General features: G+C 73.8%; 21 protein-coding genes. 9 read left to right on the top strand and 12 right to left on the bottom strand.

The genetic code is table 11. The features are described 5' to 3' along the window. The first annotated feature begins 125 nt into the window (after window positions 1–125). Together ACFQ6N_RS19325 and ACFQ6N_RS19330 are read left to right on the top strand one after the other, a co-directional pair. Complete coding sequence (locus tag ACFQ6N_RS19325; protein WP_380650319.1) at window positions 126–1,247, top strand: uroporphyrinogen-III synthase; 1,122 nt, start codon at window positions 126–128, stop codon at window positions 1,245–1,247. Continuing rightward, window positions 1,247–1,825 (top strand): sirohydrochlorin chelatase, encoded by a 579-nt coding sequence (locus ACFQ6N_RS19330; protein WP_380650320.1) that lies wholly within the window; start codon window positions 1,247–1,249, stop codon window positions 1,823–1,825. The genes ACFQ6N_RS19325 and ACFQ6N_RS19330 overlap by 1 nt, the downstream gene beginning before the upstream one ends. 283 nt (window positions 1,826–2,108) lie before the next feature. Here ACFQ6N_RS19330 and ACFQ6N_RS19335 read toward each other — a convergent pair whose 3' ends face one another. Continuing rightward, window positions 2,109–2,858, bottom strand: a complete 750-nt coding sequence (locus tag ACFQ6N_RS19335) for an SDR family oxidoreductase (protein WP_380650321.1) — start codon at window positions 2,856–2,858, stop codon at window positions 2,109–2,111. 89 nt (window positions 2,859–2,947) lie between these two features. Between ACFQ6N_RS19335 and ACFQ6N_RS19340 the strand changes: the two genes are divergently transcribed. Beyond that, window positions 2,948–4,288, top strand: a complete 1,341-nt coding sequence (locus ACFQ6N_RS19340) for an aspartate aminotransferase family protein (protein WP_380650322.1) — start codon at window positions 2,948–2,950, stop codon at window positions 4,286–4,288. Here ACFQ6N_RS19340 and ACFQ6N_RS19345 read toward each other — a convergent pair. Then, window positions 4,186–5,181 carry an alpha/beta fold hydrolase gene (locus ACFQ6N_RS19345; RefSeq protein ID WP_380650323.1) on the bottom strand — a complete coding sequence of 332 codons (996 nt, stop codon included), beginning with the start codon at window positions 5,179–5,181 and terminating at the stop codon, window positions 4,186–4,188. The genes ACFQ6N_RS19340 and ACFQ6N_RS19345 overlap by 103 nt on opposite strands. Before the next feature lie 58 nt (window positions 5,182–5,239). Here ACFQ6N_RS19345 and ACFQ6N_RS19350 point away from each other — a divergent pair, with 58 nt between their 5' ends. The 4 genes from ACFQ6N_RS19350 to ACFQ6N_RS19365 all read left to right on the top strand — a co-directional run bounded on the left by ACFQ6N_RS19350 (window position 5,240) and on the right by ACFQ6N_RS19365 (window position 8,222). After that, a complete protein-coding gene (locus ACFQ6N_RS19350; protein WP_380650324.1) occupies window positions 5,240–5,848 on the top strand; it encodes a TetR/AcrR family transcriptional regulator in 609 nt (202 codons plus the stop codon). Window positions 5,849–6,065: 217 nt separating this feature from the next. Continuing rightward, the gene (locus tag ACFQ6N_RS19355; RefSeq protein WP_380650325.1) at window positions 6,066–6,383 is read left to right on the top strand and encodes a type VII secretion target; all 318 of its coding nucleotides are present in this window, start codon (window positions 6,066–6,068) and stop codon (window positions 6,381–6,383) included. Next, complete coding sequence (locus ACFQ6N_RS19360; RefSeq protein ID WP_380650326.1) at window positions 6,383–7,711, top strand: hypothetical protein; 1,329 nt, start codon at window positions 6,383–6,385, stop codon at window positions 7,709–7,711. Before ACFQ6N_RS19355 ends, ACFQ6N_RS19360 begins: the two co-directional genes overlap by 1 nt. A 1-nt stretch (window position 7,712) precedes the next feature. Further along, a complete protein-coding gene (locus tag ACFQ6N_RS19365; RefSeq protein WP_380650327.1) occupies window positions 7,713–8,222 on the top strand; it encodes a hypothetical protein in 510 nt (169 codons plus the stop codon). Window positions 8,223–8,272: 50 nt separating this feature from the next. On the opposite strand, the gene ACFQ6N_RS19370 is transcribed toward ACFQ6N_RS19365, so the two are convergent. Continuing rightward, the gene (locus ACFQ6N_RS19370) at window positions 8,273–9,865 is read right to left on the bottom strand and encodes a purple acid phosphatase family protein (RefSeq protein WP_380650328.1); all 1,593 of its coding nucleotides are present in this window, start codon (window positions 9,863–9,865) and stop codon (window positions 8,273–8,275) included. Window positions 9,866–10,221: 356 nt separating this feature from the next. Between ACFQ6N_RS19370 and ACFQ6N_RS19375 the strand changes: the two genes are divergently transcribed. Continuing rightward, window positions 10,222–10,875, top strand: a complete 654-nt coding sequence (locus ACFQ6N_RS19375) for a transglycosylase family protein (RefSeq protein WP_380650329.1) — start codon at window positions 10,222–10,224, stop codon at window positions 10,873–10,875. 230 nt (window positions 10,876–11,105) lie between these two features. On the opposite strand, the gene ACFQ6N_RS19380 is transcribed toward ACFQ6N_RS19375, so the two are convergent. The 4 genes from ACFQ6N_RS19380 to ACFQ6N_RS19395 form a co-directional block, all read right to left on the bottom strand. Further along, window positions 11,106–12,917 carry an amino acid transporter gene (locus tag ACFQ6N_RS19380; protein ID WP_380650369.1) on the bottom strand — a complete coding sequence of 604 codons (1,812 nt, stop codon included), beginning with the start codon at window positions 12,915–12,917 and terminating at the stop codon, window positions 11,106–11,108. 477 nt (window positions 12,918–13,394) lie between these two features. Next, window positions 13,395–15,068: a multicopper oxidase family protein gene (locus ACFQ6N_RS19385; RefSeq protein ID WP_380650330.1), complete on the bottom strand. Its 1,674-nt coding sequence runs from the start codon at window positions 15,066–15,068 to the stop codon at window positions 13,395–13,397. A gap of 109 nt (window positions 15,069–15,177) precedes the next feature. Beyond that, complete coding sequence (locus tag ACFQ6N_RS19390; protein ID WP_380650331.1) at window positions 15,178–15,684, bottom strand: hypothetical protein; 507 nt, start codon at window positions 15,682–15,684, stop codon at window positions 15,178–15,180. A gap of 140 nt (window positions 15,685–15,824) precedes the next feature. Next, the gene (locus ACFQ6N_RS19395; RefSeq protein WP_380650332.1) at window positions 15,825–16,358 is read right to left on the bottom strand and encodes an RICIN domain-containing protein; all 534 of its coding nucleotides are present in this window, start codon (window positions 16,356–16,358) and stop codon (window positions 15,825–15,827) included. Between the two features lie 335 nt (window positions 16,359–16,693). Between ACFQ6N_RS19395 and ACFQ6N_RS19400 the strand changes: the two genes are divergently transcribed. Next, entirely contained in the window at window positions 16,694–17,095 is a 402-nt protein-coding gene (locus ACFQ6N_RS19400) for a YccF domain-containing protein (RefSeq protein ID WP_380650333.1), read from the top strand. Window positions 17,096–17,188: 93 nt separating this feature from the next. On the opposite strand, the gene ACFQ6N_RS19405 is transcribed toward ACFQ6N_RS19400, so the two are convergent. From ACFQ6N_RS19405 to ACFQ6N_RS19425, 5 genes are all read right to left on the bottom strand, one after another. After that, complete coding sequence (locus tag ACFQ6N_RS19405; RefSeq protein WP_380650334.1) at window positions 17,189–18,454, bottom strand: APC family permease; 1,266 nt, start codon at window positions 18,452–18,454, stop codon at window positions 17,189–17,191. Between the two features lie 125 nt (window positions 18,455–18,579). Further along, window positions 18,580–19,023: an SRPBCC family protein gene (locus ACFQ6N_RS19410; protein ID WP_380650335.1), complete on the bottom strand. Its 444-nt coding sequence runs from the start codon at window positions 19,021–19,023 to the stop codon at window positions 18,580–18,582. Between the two features lie 81 nt (window positions 19,024–19,104). Then, entirely contained in the window at window positions 19,105–19,296 is a 192-nt protein-coding gene (locus ACFQ6N_RS19415; protein WP_380650336.1) for a hypothetical protein, read from the bottom strand. Window positions 19,297–19,481: 185 nt separating this feature from the next. Continuing rightward, window positions 19,482–21,122: an AMP-binding protein gene (locus ACFQ6N_RS19420; protein WP_380650337.1), complete on the bottom strand. Its 1,641-nt coding sequence runs from the start codon at window positions 21,120–21,122 to the stop codon at window positions 19,482–19,484. A gap of 162 nt (window positions 21,123–21,284) precedes the next feature. Then, window positions 21,285–21,524, bottom strand: a complete 240-nt coding sequence (locus tag ACFQ6N_RS19425) for a chaplin (protein ID WP_380650338.1) — start codon at window positions 21,522–21,524, stop codon at window positions 21,285–21,287. Between the last annotated feature and the right edge of the window lie 52 nt (window positions 21,525–21,576).

Raw genomic sequence — 21,576 nt, forward strand, 5'->3', positions numbered from 1 at the left:
CTCACGGCGCCCGGACACCGGGGTGCACGGCCGGACATCTGCCGTAACCGCAGCGGCACTTCCGCTTACCGCCAGGTGACGGCCGGGCAATGCCCCCGTAACAACCGCGGCGGAGGCTGGCCGCCATGGCAACCCTCACCCCGCCAGGACCGCTCACCGGCTTCACCGTCGGGGTCACCGCCGCGCGCCGCCGCGAGGAGCTCACCGCCCTGCTCACCCGGCGCGGCGCCCAGGTCGTCGAGGCGCCGGTGCTGCGCATCCTGCCGCTCGCCGACGACCTCGCGCTGCGCGAGGCCACCGACCGCTGCCTGGCCGGCCCGCTCGACTACGTGGTGGCCACCACCGGGGTCGGCTGGCGCGGCTGGATGAGCGCGGCCGAGGGCTGGGGCCGGGGAGCCGCGCTCGCCGAGGCCTGCCGGAGCGCCGTGGTGCTCAGCCGCGGCCCCAAGGCCACCGGCGCGGTCCGGGCCGGCGGGCTCGGCGAGGAGTACTCCCCCGGCAGCGAGGCCACCGGCGAACTGCTCACCTGGCTGCTCGCCCGCCCCCTGGCCGGGCGGCGGATCGCCGTCCAGGAGCACGGCGTGCGGCTGGACTCCTTCGCGGCGGCCCTGCGCGAACGCGGCGCCGAGGTGATCTCCGTCCCGGTCTACCGCTGGGCGCCGCCGGAGGACCCGGGCGCGGTGCGCAGGCTCCTCGACCAGACCGTCCGCCGCCAGGTGCACGCCCTCACCTTCACCAGCGCGCCCGCGATCGCCGCCCTGCTCGCCACCGCGGAGGCCGAGGGCCTGTACGAGGCGCTGCTCGACGCCCTGCGCGCGGACGTCCTGCCGGTCTGCGTCGGCACCCTGTGCGCCCGGCCGCTCACCGACCTCGGCCTGCCCGCCGTCCACCCGGAACGCGGCCGGCTCGGCGCCCTGGTCCGGCTGCTCGCGGACACCCTGCCGGGCCGCGCCCGACGCGAAGTCGCCCTCGACGGACAGGTACTGACCCTCCAGGGGAACGCCGCACTGGTCGACGGCGAGAGCCACTGGCTCAGCCCGCGCGGCGCCGCCGTCCTGCGCGCCCTCACCGACCGGCCCGGCCGGGTGCTCAGCCGCGCCGAACTCCTGCGCGCCGCCTGGCCGGACGCCGGCGCCGACGAGCACGCCGTCGAGGCCGCCGTCGGCCGGCTGCGCGCCGCCCTGGGGCCGCACGCGGCACTGATCCGTACCGTCCCCAAGCGCGGCTACCGGCTGGCGGCGGGCTGATGGCGCCGGTCCTGCTCGCCGTGGCGCACGGCAGCCGGGATCCGGCGGCCGTCACCTCGGTCCGCGCCCTGCTGCGCCTGGTCCGCCGGCTGCGCCCCGGACTGACCGTCCGCTGCTGCTTCCTGGACCTCGCGCGACCGTCCCTCGCGGACGCCCTGCCCGGACTCGCCGACCGGCGCCCGGTCCTGGTCCCCCTCGTCCTCGGCACCGGCTACCACCTGCGGGTCGACCTCCCCGCCGCCCTCGCCGCCGCCGGCCTCCCGCCCGCCCACCTCGCCCCCGCGCTCGGCCCGCACCCGCTGCTCGCCGCCCGCCTCGGCCGACCGGTCACCCCCGCCCACCTCTCGGCCGCCGCCCCCACCCCGCAGCAGGCCGTCGCCGGACTCCGGCGGGCCGGCCACCCCGAGGTCGCCCTCGCCGCGTACCTCCTGTCCCCCGGCTTCTTCGCCCGCCGCGCGGCCGCCGCCCAGGCGACCTGGACCACCGCCCCGCTGGGCGCCCACCCGGCCGTCGCCCGCCTGGTGCTGCGGCGCTACGACGAGGCGCGCGCGGCCTCGGCGCCGCCCGTCGCCGCCTGACCGGCCGCCCCTCCCGCCCCGTCTGCCTCTCCCGCATCTCCCGCCCGGCCAAGCACAGCCGTTTTCGGTCATGTGTCACCCGACAGACATGACGGGTTCGGCTCCTGGACAGACACACCCGGGCGCCGCCACGCGCCCGGAACCCCGGAACCCCGGAACCCCGGAACCCCGGAACCCCGGAACCCGTACGGACGGTCACGAGGAGGTCATCAGCACATGGTCGAGGTCGAGGCCGTCGGCGTGCGGGTCGGGACGTCTCCCCGGCGGCGGCGCCCGCCCGCCGCTACCCGCGGCCGACGTACGGCATGGCGCTCGGCATGACCAGGACCGACTGGATGTTCACCCCCGGCGGGAGGGCGGCCATCGCCCGGACCATGTCCACGACGTGCCGCACGTCCATGGTGGGCTCCACCCGCAGCGACCCGTCCGCCTGCCGCACGGCGGGCTGGGGCCGGTCCTCGGGAGTGACGTTGCCGACGTCGATCTGCCCGCAGGAGATGTCGTAGCGCCGGCCGTCGAGGGACAGCGAGCGGGTCAGCCCGGCGACCGCGTGCTTGGCCGCGGTGAACGCGATCGAGTCCGGCCGCGGCACCTGGGAGGACGGGGCGCCGTTGTTGATGATCCGTCCCCCGCGCGGCTCCTGCCGCTTCATCAGCCGGAACGCGGCCTGCGAGCACAGGAAGGTGCCGGTGGCGATCGAGTCCATGACCCGGTGCCAGTCCGCCGCCTCGACCTCCTCGACCGGGACGTACGGCATGGTGTCGGCCGCGTTGTTGAACAGCAGGTCGAGCCGGCCGAAGCGGCGCGCCACCGTGTCGAAGAGGCCGTCCACCGCGCCGGGGTCCGTGATGTCGGCGGTCACCGGCACCGCGCGGTCGCGCGCCTCCGGCGGTGCGAGGGCCGCGGTCTCCTCCAGCGGCTTGTCCCGCCGACCGACCAGCACCACCGTCCAGCCGTCGGCCAGCAGGCCCAGCGCACTGGCCCGTCCGATGCCGCTGCCCGCTCCCGTGACGACCGCCGTCCGCTCGACCACCGAGTCCCCTTCCCGCCCCGCGGCCCACCTCGGGCACGCATGTCATCCGAGCGTGCCCGCCCCACCCGTCCGCGAACCAGGAGCAACAGATGATTGGCCACATCCCAACGCCGGGCAGTACCGACGGAAGCCGGGCCTGGTTCGAACGGGCGCGGCGGTCCCTCGCCGGCGGCATCAGCTCCTCGGCCCGGCTCACCTCGACCGGCCCGCGCCCGTACCCCCTCTACATCGCCTCCGGATCCGGCGCGCGGATCCGGGATGTCGACGGCAACGAGTACATCGACTACCTCGCCGGCTACGGCAGCGCCGTCCTCGGCCACGCGCCGGAGGCCCTCACCAAGGCGCTGTCCCCCGTGCTGCACGGCGGCACCATGTTCGGCACCTGCAACACGGCGGAGGTCGAACTCGCCGAGCTCATCGTCGAGTCGGTGCCCTGCGCGGAGCTGGTCCGGTTCGCCAACTCCGGCAGCGAGGCGGTGCAGGGGGCCGTCCGCGCCGCCCGCGGCCACACCGGGCGGACGAAGATCCTCAAGTTCGAGGGCCACTACCACGGTTGGAGCGACGTCCTGGCCGTCTCCAACCGGCCCGGCGCGGACGAGGCCGGCCCCGACGACCGGCCGCACCCCGTACCGCACTCCCCCGGCATCCCGGACGGCGTCGTGGCGGACGTGGTGGTCTGCCCGTGGAACGACCCGCAGGCCCTGCGCGCGGTACTCGACGCCCACCGCGGCGAGATCGCCGCCGCCATCTGCGAGCCGATCGTCGCCAACAACGCGTGCACCATGCCGGTGCCCGGCTTCCTGGAGACGCTGCGGCAGGAGTGCACGGACCGCGGCATCGTGCTGGTCTTCGACGAGATCTGCACCGGGTTCCGGACCGTCCCGGGCGGCGCGCAGAGCCTCTTCGGGGTGGTCCCCGACCTCGCGACCTACTCCAAGGCCCTCGGCGGCGGCCTGCCCATCGCCGCCTTCGCCGGCCGCCGCGAGGTGATGGAGTCCCTGGCCGACGGCCGGGTCAAGCACGGCGGCACCTACAACGCCAACCCGCTGTGCGCGACCGCCGCCCTGGAGACGCTGCGCGAACTGGGCCGCCCGGAGGTCACCGGGCACATCGAGGCGACCGGCCGCAGGATCATGGAGACCATCCGCCGGGCCGCCCACGACCGCGGCATCCCCTGCCTGGTCCAGGGCGTCGGGGCCATGTTCCAGGTGGTGTTCACCGACCGGACCGCGCCCACCACCCGGTACCGGGACCTCCTGGACGCCGACACCGCGCGCTACGCGGCCTTCCGCCACGAGCTGTTCGAGCGCGGCATCCACACCAACGCCTACGGCATGGCCTGCTGGTTCGTCTCCGCCGCCGTCACCTCGGACGAGCTGGCGGCCACCTGCGACGCCGTCGAGCGGTCCTTCGACGCCCTGTCCCGCTGAGCGCCGCCCGGCGCCGCGGAGCCGATGAAGGCCAGCAGCCGCTCGTTCACCACGTCCGGCCGCTCCAGGTTCAGCCCGTGCCCGGCGCGTTCGACGGTCTCCGCCCGCACGCCGGCGATCAGCGCCGTCACCCGCTCGACCACCCGCTTCGGCCGCAGCAGCGCGCTGCGCCTGCCCACCAGCACCAGCACGGGCAGCGCGATCGCCCCCAACTCCCCGTCCGTGAACGGCCGGGCCGGGGGGCGGCTGTTCGGCTTGTAGCTCCGCATGGCCAGCATTAGCGGCGCGATCATCTCGCGCGGCGCGCTCAGCGCCGGGTTGGCGAGCAGCCGCCCGACCGCGGGGCGCAGCGGCCTCGGGGCGAGCATGCCGAACAGCCCGGCGACCATGTGGAGGTAGAACCGCGCGGGCACCTTCTCGATCCCGCCCGGGTCCAGCGAGGTGACGGAGGCCAGCCGCCCGGGCGCGTGGACCGCCTGGTTGAGCGCCAGCCAGCCGCCGTACGAGACCCCGACCAGGTGGACCCGCTCCAGCCCGAGCCCGGCGAGCACCTCGTCGAGCCATTCGGCGTTCTCCGCCGAACCCGCCGCGACGATGCGCTGGACGCTGCGGCCGGGGTCGTCCAGGGTGTCGACCGCGTAGACGGGGTGGTGCTCCCCCAGCGCGGCGACCTGCGGGTACCAGTTGGACGGGTGCCCGGCGTGGCCGTGCAGCAGCACGACGGGCTCGCCGGTCGCCGCGCCGTAGCGGTGGACGTGCACGCTCCCGTACGCGGTCTCGACGTCGAGCTCCTGGCGCGGTCCCGGCCACAGCTCCATCGCCCGGTCGTACGCCGCAAGGAACTTCGTGCGGGCCTGCTCGCTGACGAAGTGTCCGACGCTGGTCCTGGTCATGATCCCTCCCCGGTTTTGGTGATATGGTTGTACCACAAAAATATTCGGAGGGAACCCGATGCCGAAACTGGTGGACCACGAGGAACGCCGGGCCCACATCGTCGACGCCCTGCTCCGCTCGGCGGCGAACCACGGCCTCCACTCCGTCACCATGCGCTCGGTGGCGATCGAGGCCGGCGTCTCGGTGCGCCTGGTGCAGTACTACTTCGACACCAAGGAACAACTCCTCCTCGCCGCCATGACCCGCCTGGCCACCCGCATGGGCGAACGGATCCGCCACCGCGTCCGCACCACCGGCGCCGCCGGCGACCCGCGCGCCGTCATCGAGGCGGTCCTGCTCGAAGCCGTCCCCACCGACGAGGAGAGCCGCACCTTCCACCTCGTCTACACCGAGTACGCGGTCCTCTCCGTCACCGACCCCGCCCTCGGCGGCCGGCCCTTCCTCGCCGCCCCCGACGAGATGGAGGCCTTCCTCGCCGCCCAACTGACCGCCGCCCAGGCCACCGGAGCCGCCGACCCCCACCTCGACCCCCACCAGGAAGCCGTCGTCCTCCTCGCCGCCTCCGCCGGCCTCGGCCTCAGCGTCCTCCTCCACCAACGCACCCCGGACCAGGCCACCACCGCCCTCCACTACCACCTCACCCGCCTCTTCCCCCCACCCACCTGACAGACCCGGGCCCACTGCCACCCGACCTCTGCGCGGGAAGTCGGCCCGGCCGACTTCCCGCGCAGAGGACCGCGAAGCGCCATCGCCGCTTCGGCCCTGCCGAAGCCGGCCGGCCAACGAGGACCCTCGCAAGTCGTCCCGTTCGCCTGCGCCCGCGTCCGCTCGCTCGTTAGCGTGAGAACCAGAAACCACTACCCGGGCTTGGGGAGGGCATGGGATGGGCGGGTACGTATCGGAGCCGGAGCGGCTCCCCGTGGCGGCGGCCAAGGTGGACGAGGGAGCGGACAAGATCGCGCAGGCCGACACCGGTTTCGGCGAGTCGGCGGCGGCCGCGACCCGCCACGGCGAGTGGACCATCGGCTCAGCCCTCGGCTCCTGCACCGGCCGCTGGTCCACGGAGACCGGCAAGATCACCGACGCGATGCGCAAACTCGCCGAGGGACTTCGGACCACCGCTGCCGACTACTATCGACAGGAAGCCGCCGTCGCGGAGCAACTGCGCAGCGCGGCAGCCTTGTTGGAGGGCAAGAACTGATGCCGTCCATCTACGCCGAGGATCCTGACGGCCGCCGCAAGGTCACCGAGCCCACTCATGAGCGCCGCTTCGCCAAGCCGGTCACCCTGCAACAGATCCGGTCCTGCGATCCCGAGGCGTTCCACCGGGCAGCGGAGGAGTGGGACAAGGTCGGGACCGCCCTCGGCTCTGCGCGCTATCTCGCCGTCGACGTCCTCTCCACGCTCCAGGAGGGCTGGAGCGGCGATGCCGCCGACCTGGGACGCCGGGTCCTCTCCGACCTGCTCGACGAAATGTCCATCGCCGAGCAGGAGATGGAGGCCGCTCGGCTCACCCTGGTGAATGCCGCCACGGGTCTGGCGCTGGCCCGCCGTTGGGTGGCCGAAGCGGACGACCTCGCTCGTGCCCACGACCTCACGATCAAGGACGACGGCGACATCGGCTATCCGGCGTGGCTGAGCGGGAGCAACGACCCGGAGAGCGAGGGCGAGTCCCGTCGCCTCGCCACGGTCGCCGGGGACATCCGCAATCTGGTGGCGGCCGCCCTGAAGTACGCGGCCGATGTCAGCAACACGGCAGGGCAGGAACTGGACCGCATCGACGGCGCGGTGGACTACCGCCACCTCGACGACTGGACGAAGCGGGTGGTCGGCGAGGACCTGGCTGCCGCACGCGACCTGTCGAAGGTCTTCGGGGGCGAGGGCGGGGTGCTGCTGCCGCCCGATCCGTACGACCGGGGCGCGGGTGCCTACGACACGGAGAGTCCGACCGACAAGGACCACAAGCTGGCGGCCACGCTGGGAGCCGGAATCGCTGCCATGCCGTTCGCGGCCGGAGGTACGCACGCCGGCGCCAACATGGCGCACTACCTCTCCGGCACGGGCGAGCCGCTGGACCTGAACGTCGAGGACATGCTGAAGGACATCCCGGACTTCCAGCAGAGCGTGAACACCACGCTGGACGGCAACCTCCGCGGCTGGGAGGCCGAAGCCCTGGCGGAGTACCGACGCACGGGCAGACCCGTCGCACTGGTCCAGCAGACCGGGTGGCAGCCCATGTCCGCGACGCCGGAGAGCAGCAAGGACTGGTTCTACGCGGTGGGGTCCTTCCACTACAACACCGAAGCGAGGATCGAGGTCAAGCCGACGTCGCCCGGTGCCCCACCCGAGGTGACCGTGACCTACCGGACGAACGTCCGCGACCGGTACAACTGGGACAACGGCAAGAGCACCGATGTGCCGGGTGTGGGACGGGTGACGGACGACGACATCCAACGGCTCCACCGCACCGGATTGGCCCAGGAGTTCGACATGGGGGGCACCAGCAAGACCAGGAACAGGAAGCTCTGACGTGGCGACCGGTGGTCTCGGCGGCAAGCCGTGGAGGCGCGGACTCCTGGGCGCCTTCCTCGTGCTCTGCGTGGCGGTCACCGTGGGGTGCGTCTGGTGGGGCGTGGCCGCGTTCCTCCGGTCCGGCCATCCGCCCGAGACCGACACCGACCGCGCGGAGCGCGTGGCGGGGCTGGACCACGAGCAGCATCCCGCGAAGGGCCGCTACTACGTCCCGAAGGACGCCGTGCTGGCCCGGGCCGCCGACGGGTCGCCGGTCGCCTACCTGCACTACGGGATCGACGGCGACGACGACGCCACCGTCGACGACTTCCTCGACACGTACGACCTGCCGCAGCCCGGTGCCCCCGGACCGCTGCCGGCGGACCTTCGGGCAGCACTGCCCGGTGACGAGCCGGCCGAGGGCGCGCTGGTACCGGAGGGCCGGGCCGGGCGGCAGATCTTCGTGGTGAAGCGCCCCTCCGGCCGCAGGGGCGCGGCCGATGTCTATGTCCGGGCCTCGGGGGTGTGAAAGGCCCGCCGCGCCGGGGGGCGGGGCGGGCCGTGGGGTGTGGGGGCGGGTTACCGGCGGGCTGCGGCGGCGCGGTCCTGGGAGTCCTCGCCCTGGTCGTCGTCGTCCCAGCCGTCGCTGCGGTCGCGGTAGAGGGTGAAGCGGTCGTAGAGGACCGGGGTCGGGAAGGGGGCGGCGGCGGTGGCGGGCACCGAGTGGTAGTAGCTGACGGTGATGGAGGTGCGGCCGCCGGGGACGTGGCCCGGGTCGACGTCGAAGACGGCGACGCCGTGCGGGAACGTGGTGTCCGGGTCGGTGACGGCCGACCAGTGGGCCTTCTCCTTGGCGTCCGGGTCGGCCTTGAAGGTGAGCCGCTGGGTGCGCACGCTCGCCTGGCGGACGCCGTTCCCGTCGGCGGGCAGGTAGACGTCGTCGTGTCCGGCGGTGCCGCCGCCGCCGAGGATGAGGTGGACGGTGCCCTGGGAGGTGTCGATCTGCCGCAGGTCGTCGTCGGCGACGGCCGGGGTGAGCAGGCCGCCCGGTTCGGTGCCGCGCACGGGGTGAGTGCGCTCGTAGTCGTGGTCGTGGCCGGCCAGGACGAGGTCGACGGAGTAGCGGTCGAGCAGCGGCAGCAGCTTCTCCCGGATGCCCATGTCGCCGCCGTGGCTGGCGGCGGACGAGGACATCGCGAACTGGTGCAGGTAGACCACGATCCAGTCGACCGAGCTGCCGTCCCGGGCGCGCTCCAGCAGCCTTTCCAGCCAGCGGAGTTGGGCGCCCTCGCTGTAGTCGGTGATGTAGATGGACTGTCCGGTGGCCGGGTCGATGCTGGCGTCGTCCTCGACCGCGATCTCGTTCCCGTCCAGGCTCACGAAGAGCACCGAGCCGACCTGGAAGCCGTACCAGTTGCCGCAGTGGTCCCGGGTGCCGTTGTCCGGCAGCTCGAAGCGGGTCAGGTAGGAGGCGTACCCGAGTTCCCCGCCGCCGGCCTCGACCTCGTGGTTGCCGGGGGTGGGCATCCACGGCCGGTGGGCGGCGGAGGTCGACAGGTTGTTCATGAACGCGTTCCAGGCCTGCGGCTGGCGCTGCGGGTTGTTGTTGGCGTACGCGAGGTCGCCGTTGAGCAGGTGGAACAGCGGGTTGAACTGCTCGACCTGCCGGACGGCGGCCGCGCCGTGGATCGAGGACTTGCTGAACACGTTGTCGCCGGTGCCGAGGTCGCCGAAGCTGGTGAAGCGGAACGCGGCCCGGCCGCGCGCGGGCGCCGTGCGGAAGGTGCCGCGCACCGGCTGGGCCCCGTCGTGCAGCACCTCGTAGACGTAGGTGGTGTCGGGCCGCAGGCCGTCCAGGCGGGTGTGGTGGGTGAAGGTCTCGACCTTGTTGAGCCCGTCGACGTAGCTGCGGCTGCGCGCGCCGACGGTACGGCCGGCGCCCTCGCGCGGGGTGCCGATCCGCACCCGGGGGCGGTTGACGCTCGCCGCCGTCGCCCAGGAGACGGTCATCTCGCGGGACGGCTCGTTGCCCCACTGGAGGTGGATCTGCTCCGGACCGGGGGTGCCGGCCACGGCCGGCTGGGTCCACAGCAGGGTGGACGCGGGCAGCGCGGCGAGCGCGCCGGCCGCCGTCCCCGTCCGAAGGACCGTTCTGCGAGAAGGTTGTGCCACCACTGCCGCCTCCTGGGCTCCGAGAAACGTCCAGGAGACTCCCAGCCGAACCGCACGGCCGGACCACACCCGACCGTGCTTACGGCGAACGGAAGTTGAACGCTGCCCGGCAAAAAATCCTCGGTGCACGACCCGGTGCGCTCCCGGTGCGCTCCCGGTGCGCGACCGACGGTGCGCCCGGTCCGGGCCGGGCGGGCGTACCGCCGGACGGCCGCGGGCCGTCGGGGTGGTCCCGGGCCGCCGTGCGGGTGACCTGCCGGACGTGTCGACGGCCGAACGCCCCGCCGGTCGTGCGTCGGTGGGAGTGCGCCGTCTCCGGGCGGCGCGCGCCCTGTCCCCGGACCTGAGAGTCGCCGATGCCTCCCACCGCCCGTCTCCGACGCGTCGTCCCCACCGCGCTCTGCGCCCTCGCCGTGGCGTTCGCCGCCCCCGCGGCCCACGCCGCACCACCGGGCCGCGACACCGGCTCCGACTCCGGACGTCCGGACGGCGACCGGTACGACTGGGACGGCGTGGCGGCCTGCGAGAGCAGCGGCAACTGGCGCGTCAACTCCGGCAACGGCTACTACGGCGGCCTCCAGTTCGACCAGCCCACCTGGCGGGAGAACGGCGGTCTCGGCTACGCGCCGCGCGCCGACCTCGCCACCCGCGACCAGCAGATCGCGGTGGCCGAGCGGCTCGCCGGCCGGCGCGGACTCTCCCCCTGGCCCGTCTGCGGCGCCCGCGCCACCCGCGGCCACGGCCGGGACGGCGCCCTCCCGCCCCCGGCCGCCGGCCCGGCGCGCGCCTCCTCGGCCCCGGCGCAGGCCTCGTCCTCGGCCTCGTCCTCGGCCGGGTCCGTCGCCGAGGACGGCACCTGGACCGTCCGCGAGAACGACACCCTCGGCGACCTGGCCGAGCGCCTGGGCATCCCGGGCGGCTGGCCCGCCCTCTACGACCTCAACCGCGCCGCCGTCGGCGAGGACCCGGACCTCATCCACCCCGGCACGGTCCTCGACCTCCCCACCTGACCCGGCCCCTCCCGGGCCCTACCCGCTGTCGGCCGCCCCCGGCCGCTCCCGACCCGCCGCCCACGCCCACCCCTCCCGGGCGTGGGCGGCGCCTTGCGCCCCGCGCCCCACCCCGCGAACGCCGCCGCCCCGCGAACCCCGCCGCCCCGGAACGCCGCCGGCCCGCCCGCTCACCGGGAGCGGACGGGCCGGGGGCCAGGGGCCGTACGACAGGCGCCGGGGGCCGGCGGTCAGCCGACGTGCACGCGCGGGCGGCGCGAGCGGTCCGGTTCGGCCTCGCGCAGCACCTCGCGGGTGACCGGCGCGACCTCGCCCTGTCCGAACAGGAAGAACCGCAGGAACTGGGCGAAGGGGCTGCCCTCGGTCCACTCGAAGTAGAGGTGCGGCCGCTGTCCGGTGCGGTCCCGGACGGTGAGCGCCAGCGCGGCGATCGCGTTCGGGATGCTGGAGCTCTCCAGGGTGAGCACCCGGTAGCGCCCGTGCAGCACCTCGCCCCGGACGGTCAGCTCGGCCTCGAAGTCGGAGGCGTCGCGGACGGTGACCTCGACGAAGACCAGGTCGTCCTCGCCGGGGATGTCGTTGTCGGCGCGGATCTGGCGGATCTTGTCGCGGTACTCGGCGTCGTCGCGGTGGCTGGGCTCGTTGGCGATCAGCCGCAGCGGGCGGTGCGCGTAGTCCCTGATGAAACGTTCCGCCACATCGTCCAGGACCACGTTCGTGACGCGCAGCTCGAAGGCGCGGCGCAGCCGGGAGAGCAGCGAGACCAGGATGATGCCCGCGATAAAGCAGGCACCGATCTTCAGACCGTCCGGCCGTTCCATGCAGTTCAGCACGGTGGTGTAGAGGAAGATCGCCGCGATCACCGCGAAGGCGATGGTCCAGCCCCGCTCGCGCTTCTTGTACGCGGCGATGGTCACCGCGATGGCCGCGGAGCTGATCAGCACCAGCACGCCGGTCGCGTACGCGCCGCCCTGGGCGTCCACGTTGGCGTCGAAGATCCAGGTGACCAGGAAGCCGATCAGCGTCAGCACGATCACCATCGGCCGCACCGCGCGCGCCCAGTGCGGAGCCATGCCGTAGCGCGGGAGGTAGCGGGGCAGCAGGTTGAGCATGCCCGCCATCGCGGAGGCGCCGGCGAACCACAGGATCGCGATCGTCGACAGGTCGTAGACGCTGCCGAAGCCGCCGCCCAGGTACTGGTGCGCCAGGTACGCCAGGGCACGGCCGTTGGCGTCGCCGCCGGGCTTGAACTGATCGGCCGGGATGAGCAGCGTGGTGATGAAGCTGGTGGCGATCAGGAAGCAGCTCATGATCACGGCGGCGGTGGTGAGCAGCTTGCGGGTGCCGCGGATCCGCCCCACCGGGTCCGCCTCGGTGTCGCCGGGATCGCCCTTGATGTGCGGCATCACGGCCACGCCGGTCTCGAAGCCGGACAGGCCGAGCGCCAGCTTGGGGAAGACCACCAGGGCCACGCCGACCATCACGATCGGGTTCCCGTGCTGGGCGGTCAGCGCGTCCGTCCAGTCGGTGACCACGTGCGGCGCCTCGACGATCTTCCACAGGCCGACGGCCACCACGACCACGTTCAGCACCAGGTACGTGCCGACCAGGAACACCGCCAGGCCGATCGCCTCGCCGAAGCCCTTGAGGAAGACCGCGCCGAGCATGGCCACCAGGATCATCGTGATCAGCACCTGCTTGCCGCCGAGCACGCCGGTCAGGTGCGGGTTCTCCACCAGGTGCGCGCTCGCGTCGGCGGCGGACAGCGTGATGGTGATCAGGAAGTCGGTCGCCGCGAAGCCGAGCAGCGCCAGGACGAACAGCTTGCCCTTCCAGAACGACAGCAGCCGCTCCAGCATCGAGATCGAGCCCTCGCCACGCGGGCTCTCCTGGGCCACCCGCCGGTAGACCGGCAGCGCGCCCAGCAGGGTGACGACCACCAGCACGATGGTGGCGATCGGCGACAGCACGCCCGCGGCGAGGGCGGCGATGCCCGGCTGGTAGCCGAGCGTCGAGAAGTAGTCCAGGCCGGTCAGGCACATCACCCGCCACCAGCGCTGGCCGGCGCCCGCACCGTGCGCGGCGGAGTCCCCCGCCACCGCGCCCTCCGGCGACTCCCCCGGGGCACCGGCCGCGCCGGAGCCCTCCGCGGGCTTCTCCGCGGTCACGTCCTCCAGCAACCAGCTGCGCAACCGTATTCGCGCCGACGACGGTCCCGCCGTCGTCGTCTCCGTCGGACCCGACGAAACCACCTTGCACCTCTTGTTTAAAGACCCCGTAAAAGCGCCGTCGGGCGACGGCAGTGCGTCAGGCTATGCGACCGCCGTTAAGGATTCGTCATCGGCCCGCGTTAAGAAAACGTCATTGCCGCGCAGGTCGGCGCGGGTGGCACGGTCCGGCGGGCGGGGTGCCAGGGGCGGGAGGCCCCGAGCCGCGGGGACGGCTCGGGGCCTCCGGACGCCTCGGGGAGTCCGGGCGGGCCCGGGGAGCCGGGGCAGGCCTGCGGGAGGCTCCCGGGGTCAGGCCCGGTAGCCGAGGACCGTCATCATCCCCGTCTCCGCGTGGTACACGTTGTGGCAGTGCACCATCCACAGCCCCGGGTTGTCGGCGTCGAAGTCGACGGCCAGGGCCGCGCCCGGCAGCACGATCGCGGTGTCCTTGCGCGGGCCGTCCCCGGGCAGCGCGAAGCTGTGTCCGTGCAGGTGGACGGGGTGCCACATGTCCGTGCTGTTGCGGAACTCCAGCCGCACCCGCTCGCCGGCCGCCACCGGGTAGCGCTGCGCCGGGTCGTACGCGCGCCCGTTGAACGCCCAGTCGGCCTTCTCCATACCGCCGGTCAGCTCCAACCGCACCGTGCGGTCAGGGGACTTGGCGGCCAGTCGGACGCTCGGGTCGGCCTTCAGCTGCCCGGCGGTGACCAGCCGGCCGTCCAACTCGGCCGGGCGCACCGAGGCGTCCGGCGCGGCCCCGCCGCCGGTGCGCAGCACGGCCAGCGCGGTGGCGCCCTTGCCCTCGGCGAGCGCGGTCAGCGGGAACGCGCCGTCCTTGGCGGTGACCAGGACGTCGTAGCGCTCGCCCATGCCGAGCAACAGGGCCTGGGTGGCGGCCGGTTCGACCGGGAAGCCGTCGGTGTGGGTGACCGTCAGCTCGTGCCCGCCGAGGGCGACCCGGTAGGCGGTGTCACCGCCCGCGTTGATCAGCCGGATCCGGATCCGGTCACCGGGCTTGGCGGTGAAGGTCTCGGGCGCGGTGGCGAGACGGCCGTTGACCAGGTGGTACGGGTAGGAGACATCACCGGCGTCACCGCCGAGCAGCGGGCTCCGGGCGCCCATCAGCATCCGGGCCGGGCCGGCGGGCGCGCCGGACGCGCTGCCGGACGCGCCCGGCATACCCGGCATGCCCGGCATGTCGTGGCCGGAGTGACCACCCGCCCCGGCCGTCCCACCGCTCCCGCCGCTCGCACCGCTCGCACCGCTCCCATCCATCCCGGCCATCCCGGCCATTCCCTTGGCGAGTTCGGCGAGGACGGCGTCCGGGGTGCTGCCGTCGACGCCGTCCACCCAGTCGTCCAGGACGACGACCCACTCCTTGTCGTAGCCCAGCGGCTCCTTCGGGTCCTCGACGATCAGCGGCGCGTACAGGCCGCGGTCCTGCTGGACGCCCGCGTGCGGGTGGAACCAGTACGTGCCCGGGTGGCCGAGCGCGAAGCGGTAGTCGAAGGAGGCGCCGGGCTTGACGGCGGCCTGGGTCACGCCCGGCACGCCGTCCATGTCGTTGCGCAGCGCGAGGCCGTGCCAGTGCAGCGAGGTCGGCTGCGGCAGGTGGTTGGCGAGGGTGACGGCGAGCGTGTCGCCCGCGGTGGCACGGATCTCCCGGCCGGGCAGGCGGTCGCCGTACGCCCAACTGCGGACGGTGCGTCCGCCCAGGTCGAGGGTGGTCTCGGTGGCGGTGAGCGCGACCTTGCGCTCCGGGCCGGGGTTGCGCCCGGCCTCGGCGGCGGCGACCTCGGGGCCGTTCGGGGCGACGAACCCGGCGGGGGCGGTGCCCGGGCCGCTCGGGCCGGGCGTGGGGCCGCGGCCCGTCGACCCGTGGTCCATGCCCTTCATCGAGTCGGTGGAGCAGGCGGTGAGCAGTCCGGTCCCGGCGGCGGCGAGCGCGGCGGCGAGGACGGTACGACGGGTGGGTGTGCGCATGGCGGAGTGCACCTCGTGCGGTGTGGTGTGGGCGTGCAGGACAGCGCGTCGGCCGTCCCGGGCGCGGGCGTGTCGGAGCACGCGCGGGCGCGGAACGGCGGACGCGCGCCTACTGGCGCAGCACCGAGAGCCGGTTGAGGAGTATCCGCCCGCCTCCGGGCGGGGGCAGTGCGCGGACGGCCCGCAGCAACCGGGCCCGCACCTCGGCGGCGGCATCGCCACTGCGGCGCAGCAGCGGTCCGGCGACGAGGAGCAGCAGGGTCCAGCCGACGAGGACGGCGAGGCAGACCGCCATCGGGTCCATCCCGTCGGCGGACACGGGGACGGCAGACACGGGGTCCACAGACGTGAGGTCCGCGAACGTGGGACCGGCCGAAGCGGCCCGCACGGGCTCGGCCCGGACCTGCCCGGCCGGCATCCCGTGGTGCCCCGGCGGCGGCTGCACCGCCACCACGCGCGAGGACGACCCCTCGTGCCCGCTGCCGTGAGAGTCGCCGTGCCCGCCGACCGGATGGCCGAGGGTGTGCATCGTCACGACGCCGAACAGCAGCGCGACAAGGAGCAGCAGGCGCGGCACCCACGGCACCGAAGGACCGGACGACCGCAGCTGCGCCATCCTCCGCCTCCCGACCGGGTCCGTCCATATGTACCCCCGCAGGGTATCCCGGGCTTACGGCGGCGGACCGAGCCGGGTCCGCCGCCGCACGGACGTCACACCACGGACGTCACACCACGGACGTCACGGGGAGACCGGCCTCAGCTGAGGAGCCAGCGCTGGTTTGCGCCCAGGTTGGGGTCCCACTGGTCCACCGCGGCGCCGTCGTTCGGGTTCCAGCCGCTGACGTCGAGGAAGTAGGAGCTGTTGACGTTGTGGATGGAGAGGTAGCCGTCCGCACCGACGTTGACCTTCCCCCAGATCTGGTTGTTCGACCCGTCGCAGCCGCGCTGCTCGATGAAGGCGCCGCGCACGGTGCTCGCGTCGACGACGGCCAGGCACTTGCCGCTCGCCTGGTTGACGGCCACGCCGTTGGTGAACGTCCACTTCTGGTTCGCACCGCCGGTGCAGCTCCACTGCCGCACGGGCGCACCGTCGTCGGTCCGCCAGTCCGCGACCTCCAGGCACTTGCCGTTGAACGCGACCTGCACCTGCACCGCCTTGCCGGCGGTGTCGATCGGGTAGTAGTTGAGGGCGGAGGCCGGCGCGGCGGCGAGCAGCCCACCGCCCACGGCGAGCGCGAGCGCGCCGGCGGCGGAACCGAGACGACGCTTGACCACGGTGTTCTTGAACATGATCCCCCCAGGGATTCGTATACGGCCCATCCGGGTCGGGCAGGTGCGCCCGATGCCTGTCATGGGGCCTTGGAGTCGATGTACGAACCGGCCGGCCGGGCTTCCCCGACCGTCTCACTCCCATAGACGTGCGACCCCCACCGAGGTTGCAGGCCGATTCGAAAAAACTTTGATCCGCCCGCCCGGGGTCGAGATCCGGCCACCCACCCACCCCCACCGAGCCGCCCCACCCCGGCCCGTCCCGGAGAACCGTCCCCTAGGGGCGTGGACACGTTCGCCTGCGGGCATGCACCGGTCGTAGCTACCGGCAGGCGCAACATGAGAAGGTGCGAAGCATGAAGGCGATCAAGCTCATCCTCAATGTCATCTGGCTCGTTTTCTGCGGCATTTGGATGGCGCTTGCCTACACACTCGCCGGGATCATCTGCTGCGTGCTCATCGTCACCATCCCGTTTGGCATTGCCTCCTTCCGGATCGCCGGCTTCATCCTGTGGCCGTTCGGGCGGACGGCGGTGGAGCGGCCGGACGCCGGGCCGGCGTCGTGCGTGGGCAATGTGATCTGGCTGGTCTTCGCGGGGTGGTGGCTGGCGCTCGGGCACCTGATCACCAGCATCCCGCTGTTCCTGTCGATCATCGGGATCCCGTTCGGCTGGGCCAACCTCAAGATGATCCCGATCTCGCTGATGCCCCTCGGCCGCGAGATCGTCCACACCGACCAGGAGTGGGGCGCCCGGTAACCACCGCACCACCTCGGGCCCGGACGGCCGGCGAGCGCAGGACGGCTCGCCGGCCGTCGGCGTTCCCGCGTCCGGCGGTCCCGCGTCCGGGGTTCAGGGCCGGGCGGACGCCTTGCGCAGGCCGTAGGCGGCCGCGCCGACGGCGAGGACCGCGGCGCCCGACAGGACGGAGGCGGTGGGGAGCGCGAGGGCCAGGGCGAGGCAGCCGGCCGCGCCGATGGCGGGGACGGGCCTCGGGGGGCGGCCTTCGGCCGGCGTGAGGGTCCAGGCGGCGGCGTTGGCGACGGTGTAGTAGGCGAGTACGCCGAAGGAGGAGAAGCCGATCGCGCCGCGCACGTCGCCGACGGCCGCGACGACGGCGACCACCGCGCCGACGGTCAGCTCGGCGCGGTGCGGGACGCCGAAGCGCGGGTGGACGGCGGCGAGGGCGTACGGCAGGTGGCGGTCGCGGGCCATGGCCAGGGTGGTGCGCGAGACGCCGAGGATCAGTGCGAGCAGCGAGCCGAGGGCGGCAACCGCCGCGCCGACGCGCACCACCGGGACGAGCCCGGGTGCTCCGGCGGCGCGGACCGCGTCGGCCAGTGGCGCCGCGGCGTGGGCCAGGCGGTCGGGGCCGAGGACGGCCAGGACGGCGAGGGCGACGGCGGTGTAGACGACCAGGGTGATGCCGAGGGCGAGCGGGATCGCGCGGGGGATCGTGCGCCGCGGGTCGCGGACCTCCTCGCCGAGGGTGGCGATGCGCGCGTACCCGGCGAAGGCGAAGAACAGCAGGCCGGCGGCCTGGAGGATGCCGTGGATGCCCGCGTCCGTGCCGACCGTCCAGCGGGAGGTGTCCGCGGCTTCGCCGGTCAGGCAGACGGTGACCACGGCGGCGAGCACGCCCAGTACGGCGGCGACGACGGCCCGCGTCAGCCGGGCGGCCTTCTGTACGCCGGTGTAGTCGACGGCGGTCAGCGCCACGACGGCCGCGACCGCGACGGCGTGCTCCCGGCCGGGCCACGCGTACGAGCCGACGGTGAGCGCCATCGCCGCGCAGGAGGCGGTCTTGCCGACGACGAATCCCCACCCGGCGAGGTAGCCCCAGAACTCGCCGAGCCGCTCGCGGCCGTAGACGTAGGTGCCGCCCGACTGCGGGTAGCGGGCGGCGAGCCGGGCGGAGGAGGTGGCGTTGCAGTAGGCCACCACGCCTGCCAGTGCCAGTCCGGGCAGCAGTCCGGACCCGGCGGCGGCCGCCGCGGGCGCCAGCGCGGCGAAGACCCCGGCGCCGACCATCGACCCCAGCCCGATCACCACCGCGTCGGACACGCCCAGGTGGCGCCGCAGCTCTCCCGGCCCGGCCGCCGTCGCCGACCTGCTCATATGACCAGCACCTCTCCCCCGCCGGGCGTCGACGACGGCGCACGATACCGGAGCGGGGGAAACGGCGGGGGGCGGACGGGGCGGGGGCAACGAGGGCCGGCAGGGGCGGCGAGGGCCGACGGCAGTCAGCGGGCGAGACGGGCTTCGAGGGCGCGCAGGTCCTTGACGAGGGAGGCCCGGACCTGGCGGGACATCAGCGGCGCGGCGAAGCGCCGGAAGCCGGAGGAGCCGCCGCGGACCCGGATCCGCGCGAAGGTGCCGGTCTGGGTGGGTTCGAAGGTGTAGGTGACGTGCATGGGCATCGGCCCGGCAACCGAGACCATGTCGAGCACCTGCGGCGGGGCGTAGCCCGCGACCCGCAGCACGTAGTCGAAGCGCCTGCCGAGGAAGCGGGCGGTCCGGGTGACCTCGGCGCCCACGCCGAACCCGCCGGTGTCGGCCTCCCGGGTGAGGGCGGCGGTGCGGATGCCCTGGGTCCACTCGTGGTCGTGGCGCCAGTCCATGGCGTAGCCGGCGACGGTGGCGGGCGGGAGGGGGATCAGGCGTTCCACGGTGACGTCGAGGGGCATGATCACACTCTCCCGCCGGGCGCGCGGGTCCGCTTCCCGGACTGGCCCGGTCGCGGGTGCCGAACCCGCCTGCCGGCGCGCTCAGCGGCCGCAGGCGGCGGGGGCCTCGCCGGGCCGGTCGGCGGGGTGCCGGGCGCAGGCGGCCGTGGGGCCCGCCGGGTCGGCGAGGGCGGGCGCGGCCGGGTGGGCGAGGGCCAGGGCGGCCACGAGGACGAGGACGGCGTCCGCCAGCAGTGTGCGCGCGGGCGTGCGGGCCGGGGTGTGAGCAGTCATGCCGGGACTGTGCGCACACCAACGGTGTCGCATTCCCGTGCGCCGCGCCTTCCACCCGCCCGGGCGAGCGCGCGGCACCGGGCGCGCGCCACCGACGGGCCCCGACCCGCCCCTTTCCTCTGCCCCGCCCCTTCCACCGGACTCCGGCTGCCGACTCCAGACGGCCCCGACCTCCGGCCCGGGCGCTACAGCCCCAGGATCCGCAGCGCCGCCTCCCGCATCTCGACCTTGCGGATCTTCCCGGTGACCGTCATCGGGAACTCCTCGACCACGTGCACGTAGCGCGGGATCTTGACATGGGCGAGCCGGTCGGCGCAGTACGCGCGGACGGTCTCGGCGGTGAGCGGTTCGGCGCCCTCGCGCATCCGGACCCAGGCCATCAGCTCCTCGCCGTACTTCGGGTCGGGGACGCCGATGACCTGGACGTCGAGGACGTCCGGGTGGGCGTGCAGGAACTCCTCGATCTCGCGCGGGTAGAGGTTCTCGCCGCCGCGGATCACCATGTCCTTGATCCGCCCGGTGATGGCGAGGTAGCCGTCCTCGTCCATCACCGCGAGGTCCCCGGTGTGCATCCAGCGGGCGGCGTCGACGGCTTCCGCGGTGCGTTCGGGCTCGTTCCAGTAGCCGAGCATGACGGAGTAGCCGCGGGTGCACAGCTCGCCGGGCTCGCCGCGCGGGACGGTCCGGCCGGTGGCCGGGTCGACGACCTTGACCTCCAGGTGCGGGCCGACCCGGCCGACGGTGGAGACCCGGCGCTCGACCGAGTCGTCGGCCCGGGTCTGGGTGGAGACCGGCGAGGTCTCGGTCATCCCGTAGCAGATGGACACCTCGGTCATACCCATCCGCTCGATGACCTCCTTCATCACCTCGCTCGGGCAGGGCGAGCCGGCCATGATGCCGGTGCGCAGGCTGCCGAGGTCGTACCGCTCGAAGTCGGGGTCGGCGAGCTCGGCGATGAACATGGTCGGTACGCCGTACAGCGAGGTGCAGCGCTCGGCGGCGACGGCGGCCAGGGTGGCTCCGGGTTCGAAGGACGGGGCCGGGATGACCGTGCAGGCGCCGTGGGAGATGGCGGCCAGGTTGCCCATCACCATCCCGAAGCAGTGGTAGAAGGGCACCGGGACGCAGATCCGGTCCTGCTCGGTGTAGTCGAGCAGCTCGCCGACGAAGTACCCGTTGTTGAGGATGTTGTGGTGCGACAGGGTCGCGCCCTTGGGGAAGCCGGTGGTCCCCGAGGTGTACTGGATGTTGATCGGGTCGTCGGGGGACAACTCGGCCTGGCGTGCGGCGAATTCGGCGACCAGGGCCGGACCGGCCCGCCGTCCGGCGTCGAGCACGGCGTCCCAGGCGGGGCCGGCGACCGGCAGGACGCGCTCCAACTCCGGGCAGCTCGGCCGGACTTCGGCGATCATCGCGGCGTAGTCGGAGGTCTTGAACCGGTCGGCGGCGACCAGCAGCCGGATCCCGGCCTGGTTCAGGACGTACGCCAACTCGTGTGCGCGGTAGGCCGGGTTGACGGTGACCAGGACCGCGCCGAGCTTGGCGGTGGCGTACTGGGTGAGCGTCCACTCGGCGCAGTTGGGTGCCCAGATGCCGACCCGGTCGCCCTTGGCGATGCCGAGCTCCAGCAGGCCGAGGGCCAGGGCGTCGACGTCGGCGGCGAGTTCGGCGTACGTCCAGCGGCGGGCGGTGGGGCGGTCGACCAGGGCGTCGCGGTCGGGGAAGGCGCGCACCGCGCGGTCGAGGTTCTCCCCGATGGTGTCGCCGAGCAGGGGGACGTCCGCGGTGCCGGAGGCGTAGCTGCGCGGGGTCGGCGTGGTCGGCACGTGCGGGCTCCTGGGTCCGGCGGGGCGGGTCGGGGACCATCGTCCCGGCCCCGGGGCCGAGCCGCCACCCCCGAACGGGGGTACCGGAGCAACGCCGCGACCCGAGCCGGACACGGCACCGGGGCCGTCCGTCGGGTTCGACGGACGGCCCCGGTGCGCGGGTCACGCGTTGATGCAGGTGTTGCCGAAGGCCGGGTTCAGGATCGAGACGATGCCGATCGAGTTGCCGCAGACGTTGGCCTCGACGTTGATCGGGATCTGGATCTGGTTGCCGGACAGGACGCCCGGCGAGCCGAAGGCGACACCGTTGGCGGTGGCACCGCCGGCGGCGGCGGTACCGGCACCGGCGAGGACGCACACCGCGGCGACGGCGGTGGCGGCGAGGTAGGTGCGAAGACGCATTGCGTCACTCCTTGTGAGGGTGGCGAACTTCCGTGTGACGATCACACTCGCA

The organism is Kitasatospora sp. NPDC056446 (genome assembly GCF_042796115.1).
Lineage (GTDB): Bacteria > Actinomycetota > Actinomycetes > Streptomycetales > Streptomycetaceae > Kitasatospora.

Coding starts and splice junctions, on each gene's coding strand:
- ACFQ6N_RS19410 (WP_380650335.1), bottom strand. CDS start 19,023: ATGCCCCTCGACGTCACCGTGGAACGCCTGATCCCCCTCCCGCCCGCC.
- ACFQ6N_RS19355 (WP_380650325.1), top strand. CDS start 6,066: ATGGGCGGGTACGTATCGGAGCCGGAGCGGCTCCCCGTGGCGGCGGCC.
- ACFQ6N_RS19405 (WP_380650334.1), bottom strand. CDS start 18,454: ATGAGCAGGTCGGCGACGGCGGCCGGGCCGGGAGAGCTGCGGCGCCAC.
- ACFQ6N_RS19425 (WP_380650338.1), bottom strand. CDS start 21,524: ATGCGTCTTCGCACCTACCTCGCCGCCACCGCCGTCGCCGCGGTGTGC.
- ACFQ6N_RS19385 (WP_380650330.1), bottom strand. CDS start 15,068: ATGCGCACACCCACCCGTCGTACCGTCCTCGCCGCCGCGCTCGCCGCC.
- ACFQ6N_RS19375 (WP_380650329.1), top strand. CDS start 10,222: ATGCCTCCCACCGCCCGTCTCCGACGCGTCGTCCCCACCGCGCTCTGC.
- ACFQ6N_RS19390 (WP_380650331.1), bottom strand. CDS start 15,684: ATGGCGCAGCTGCGGTCGTCCGGTCCTTCGGTGCCGTGGGTGCCGCGC.
- ACFQ6N_RS19345 (WP_380650323.1), bottom strand. CDS start 5,181: ATGACCAGGACCAGCGTCGGACACTTCGTCAGCGAGCAGGCCCGCACG.
- ACFQ6N_RS19400 (WP_380650333.1), top strand. CDS start 16,694: ATGAAGGCGATCAAGCTCATCCTCAATGTCATCTGGCTCGTTTTCTGC.
- ACFQ6N_RS19360 (WP_380650326.1), top strand. CDS start 6,383: ATGCCGTCCATCTACGCCGAGGATCCTGACGGCCGCCGCAAGGTCACC.
- ACFQ6N_RS19330 (WP_380650320.1), top strand. CDS start 1,247: ATGGCGCCGGTCCTGCTCGCCGTGGCGCACGGCAGCCGGGATCCGGCG.
- ACFQ6N_RS19415 (WP_380650336.1), bottom strand. CDS start 19,296: ATGACTGCTCACACCCCGGCCCGCACGCCCGCGCGCACACTGCTGGCG.
- ACFQ6N_RS19395 (WP_380650332.1), bottom strand. CDS start 16,358: ATGTTCAAGAACACCGTGGTCAAGCGTCGTCTCGGTTCCGCCGCCGGC.
- ACFQ6N_RS19325 (WP_380650319.1), top strand. CDS start 126: ATGGCAACCCTCACCCCGCCAGGACCGCTCACCGGCTTCACCGTCGGG.
- ACFQ6N_RS19340 (WP_380650322.1), top strand. CDS start 2,948: ATGATTGGCCACATCCCAACGCCGGGCAGTACCGACGGAAGCCGGGCC.
- ACFQ6N_RS19350 (WP_380650324.1), top strand. CDS start 5,240: ATGCCGAAACTGGTGGACCACGAGGAACGCCGGGCCCACATCGTCGAC.
- ACFQ6N_RS19380 (WP_380650369.1), bottom strand. CDS start 12,917: ATGTGCCTGACCGGCCTGGACTACTTCTCGACGCTCGGCTACCAGCCG.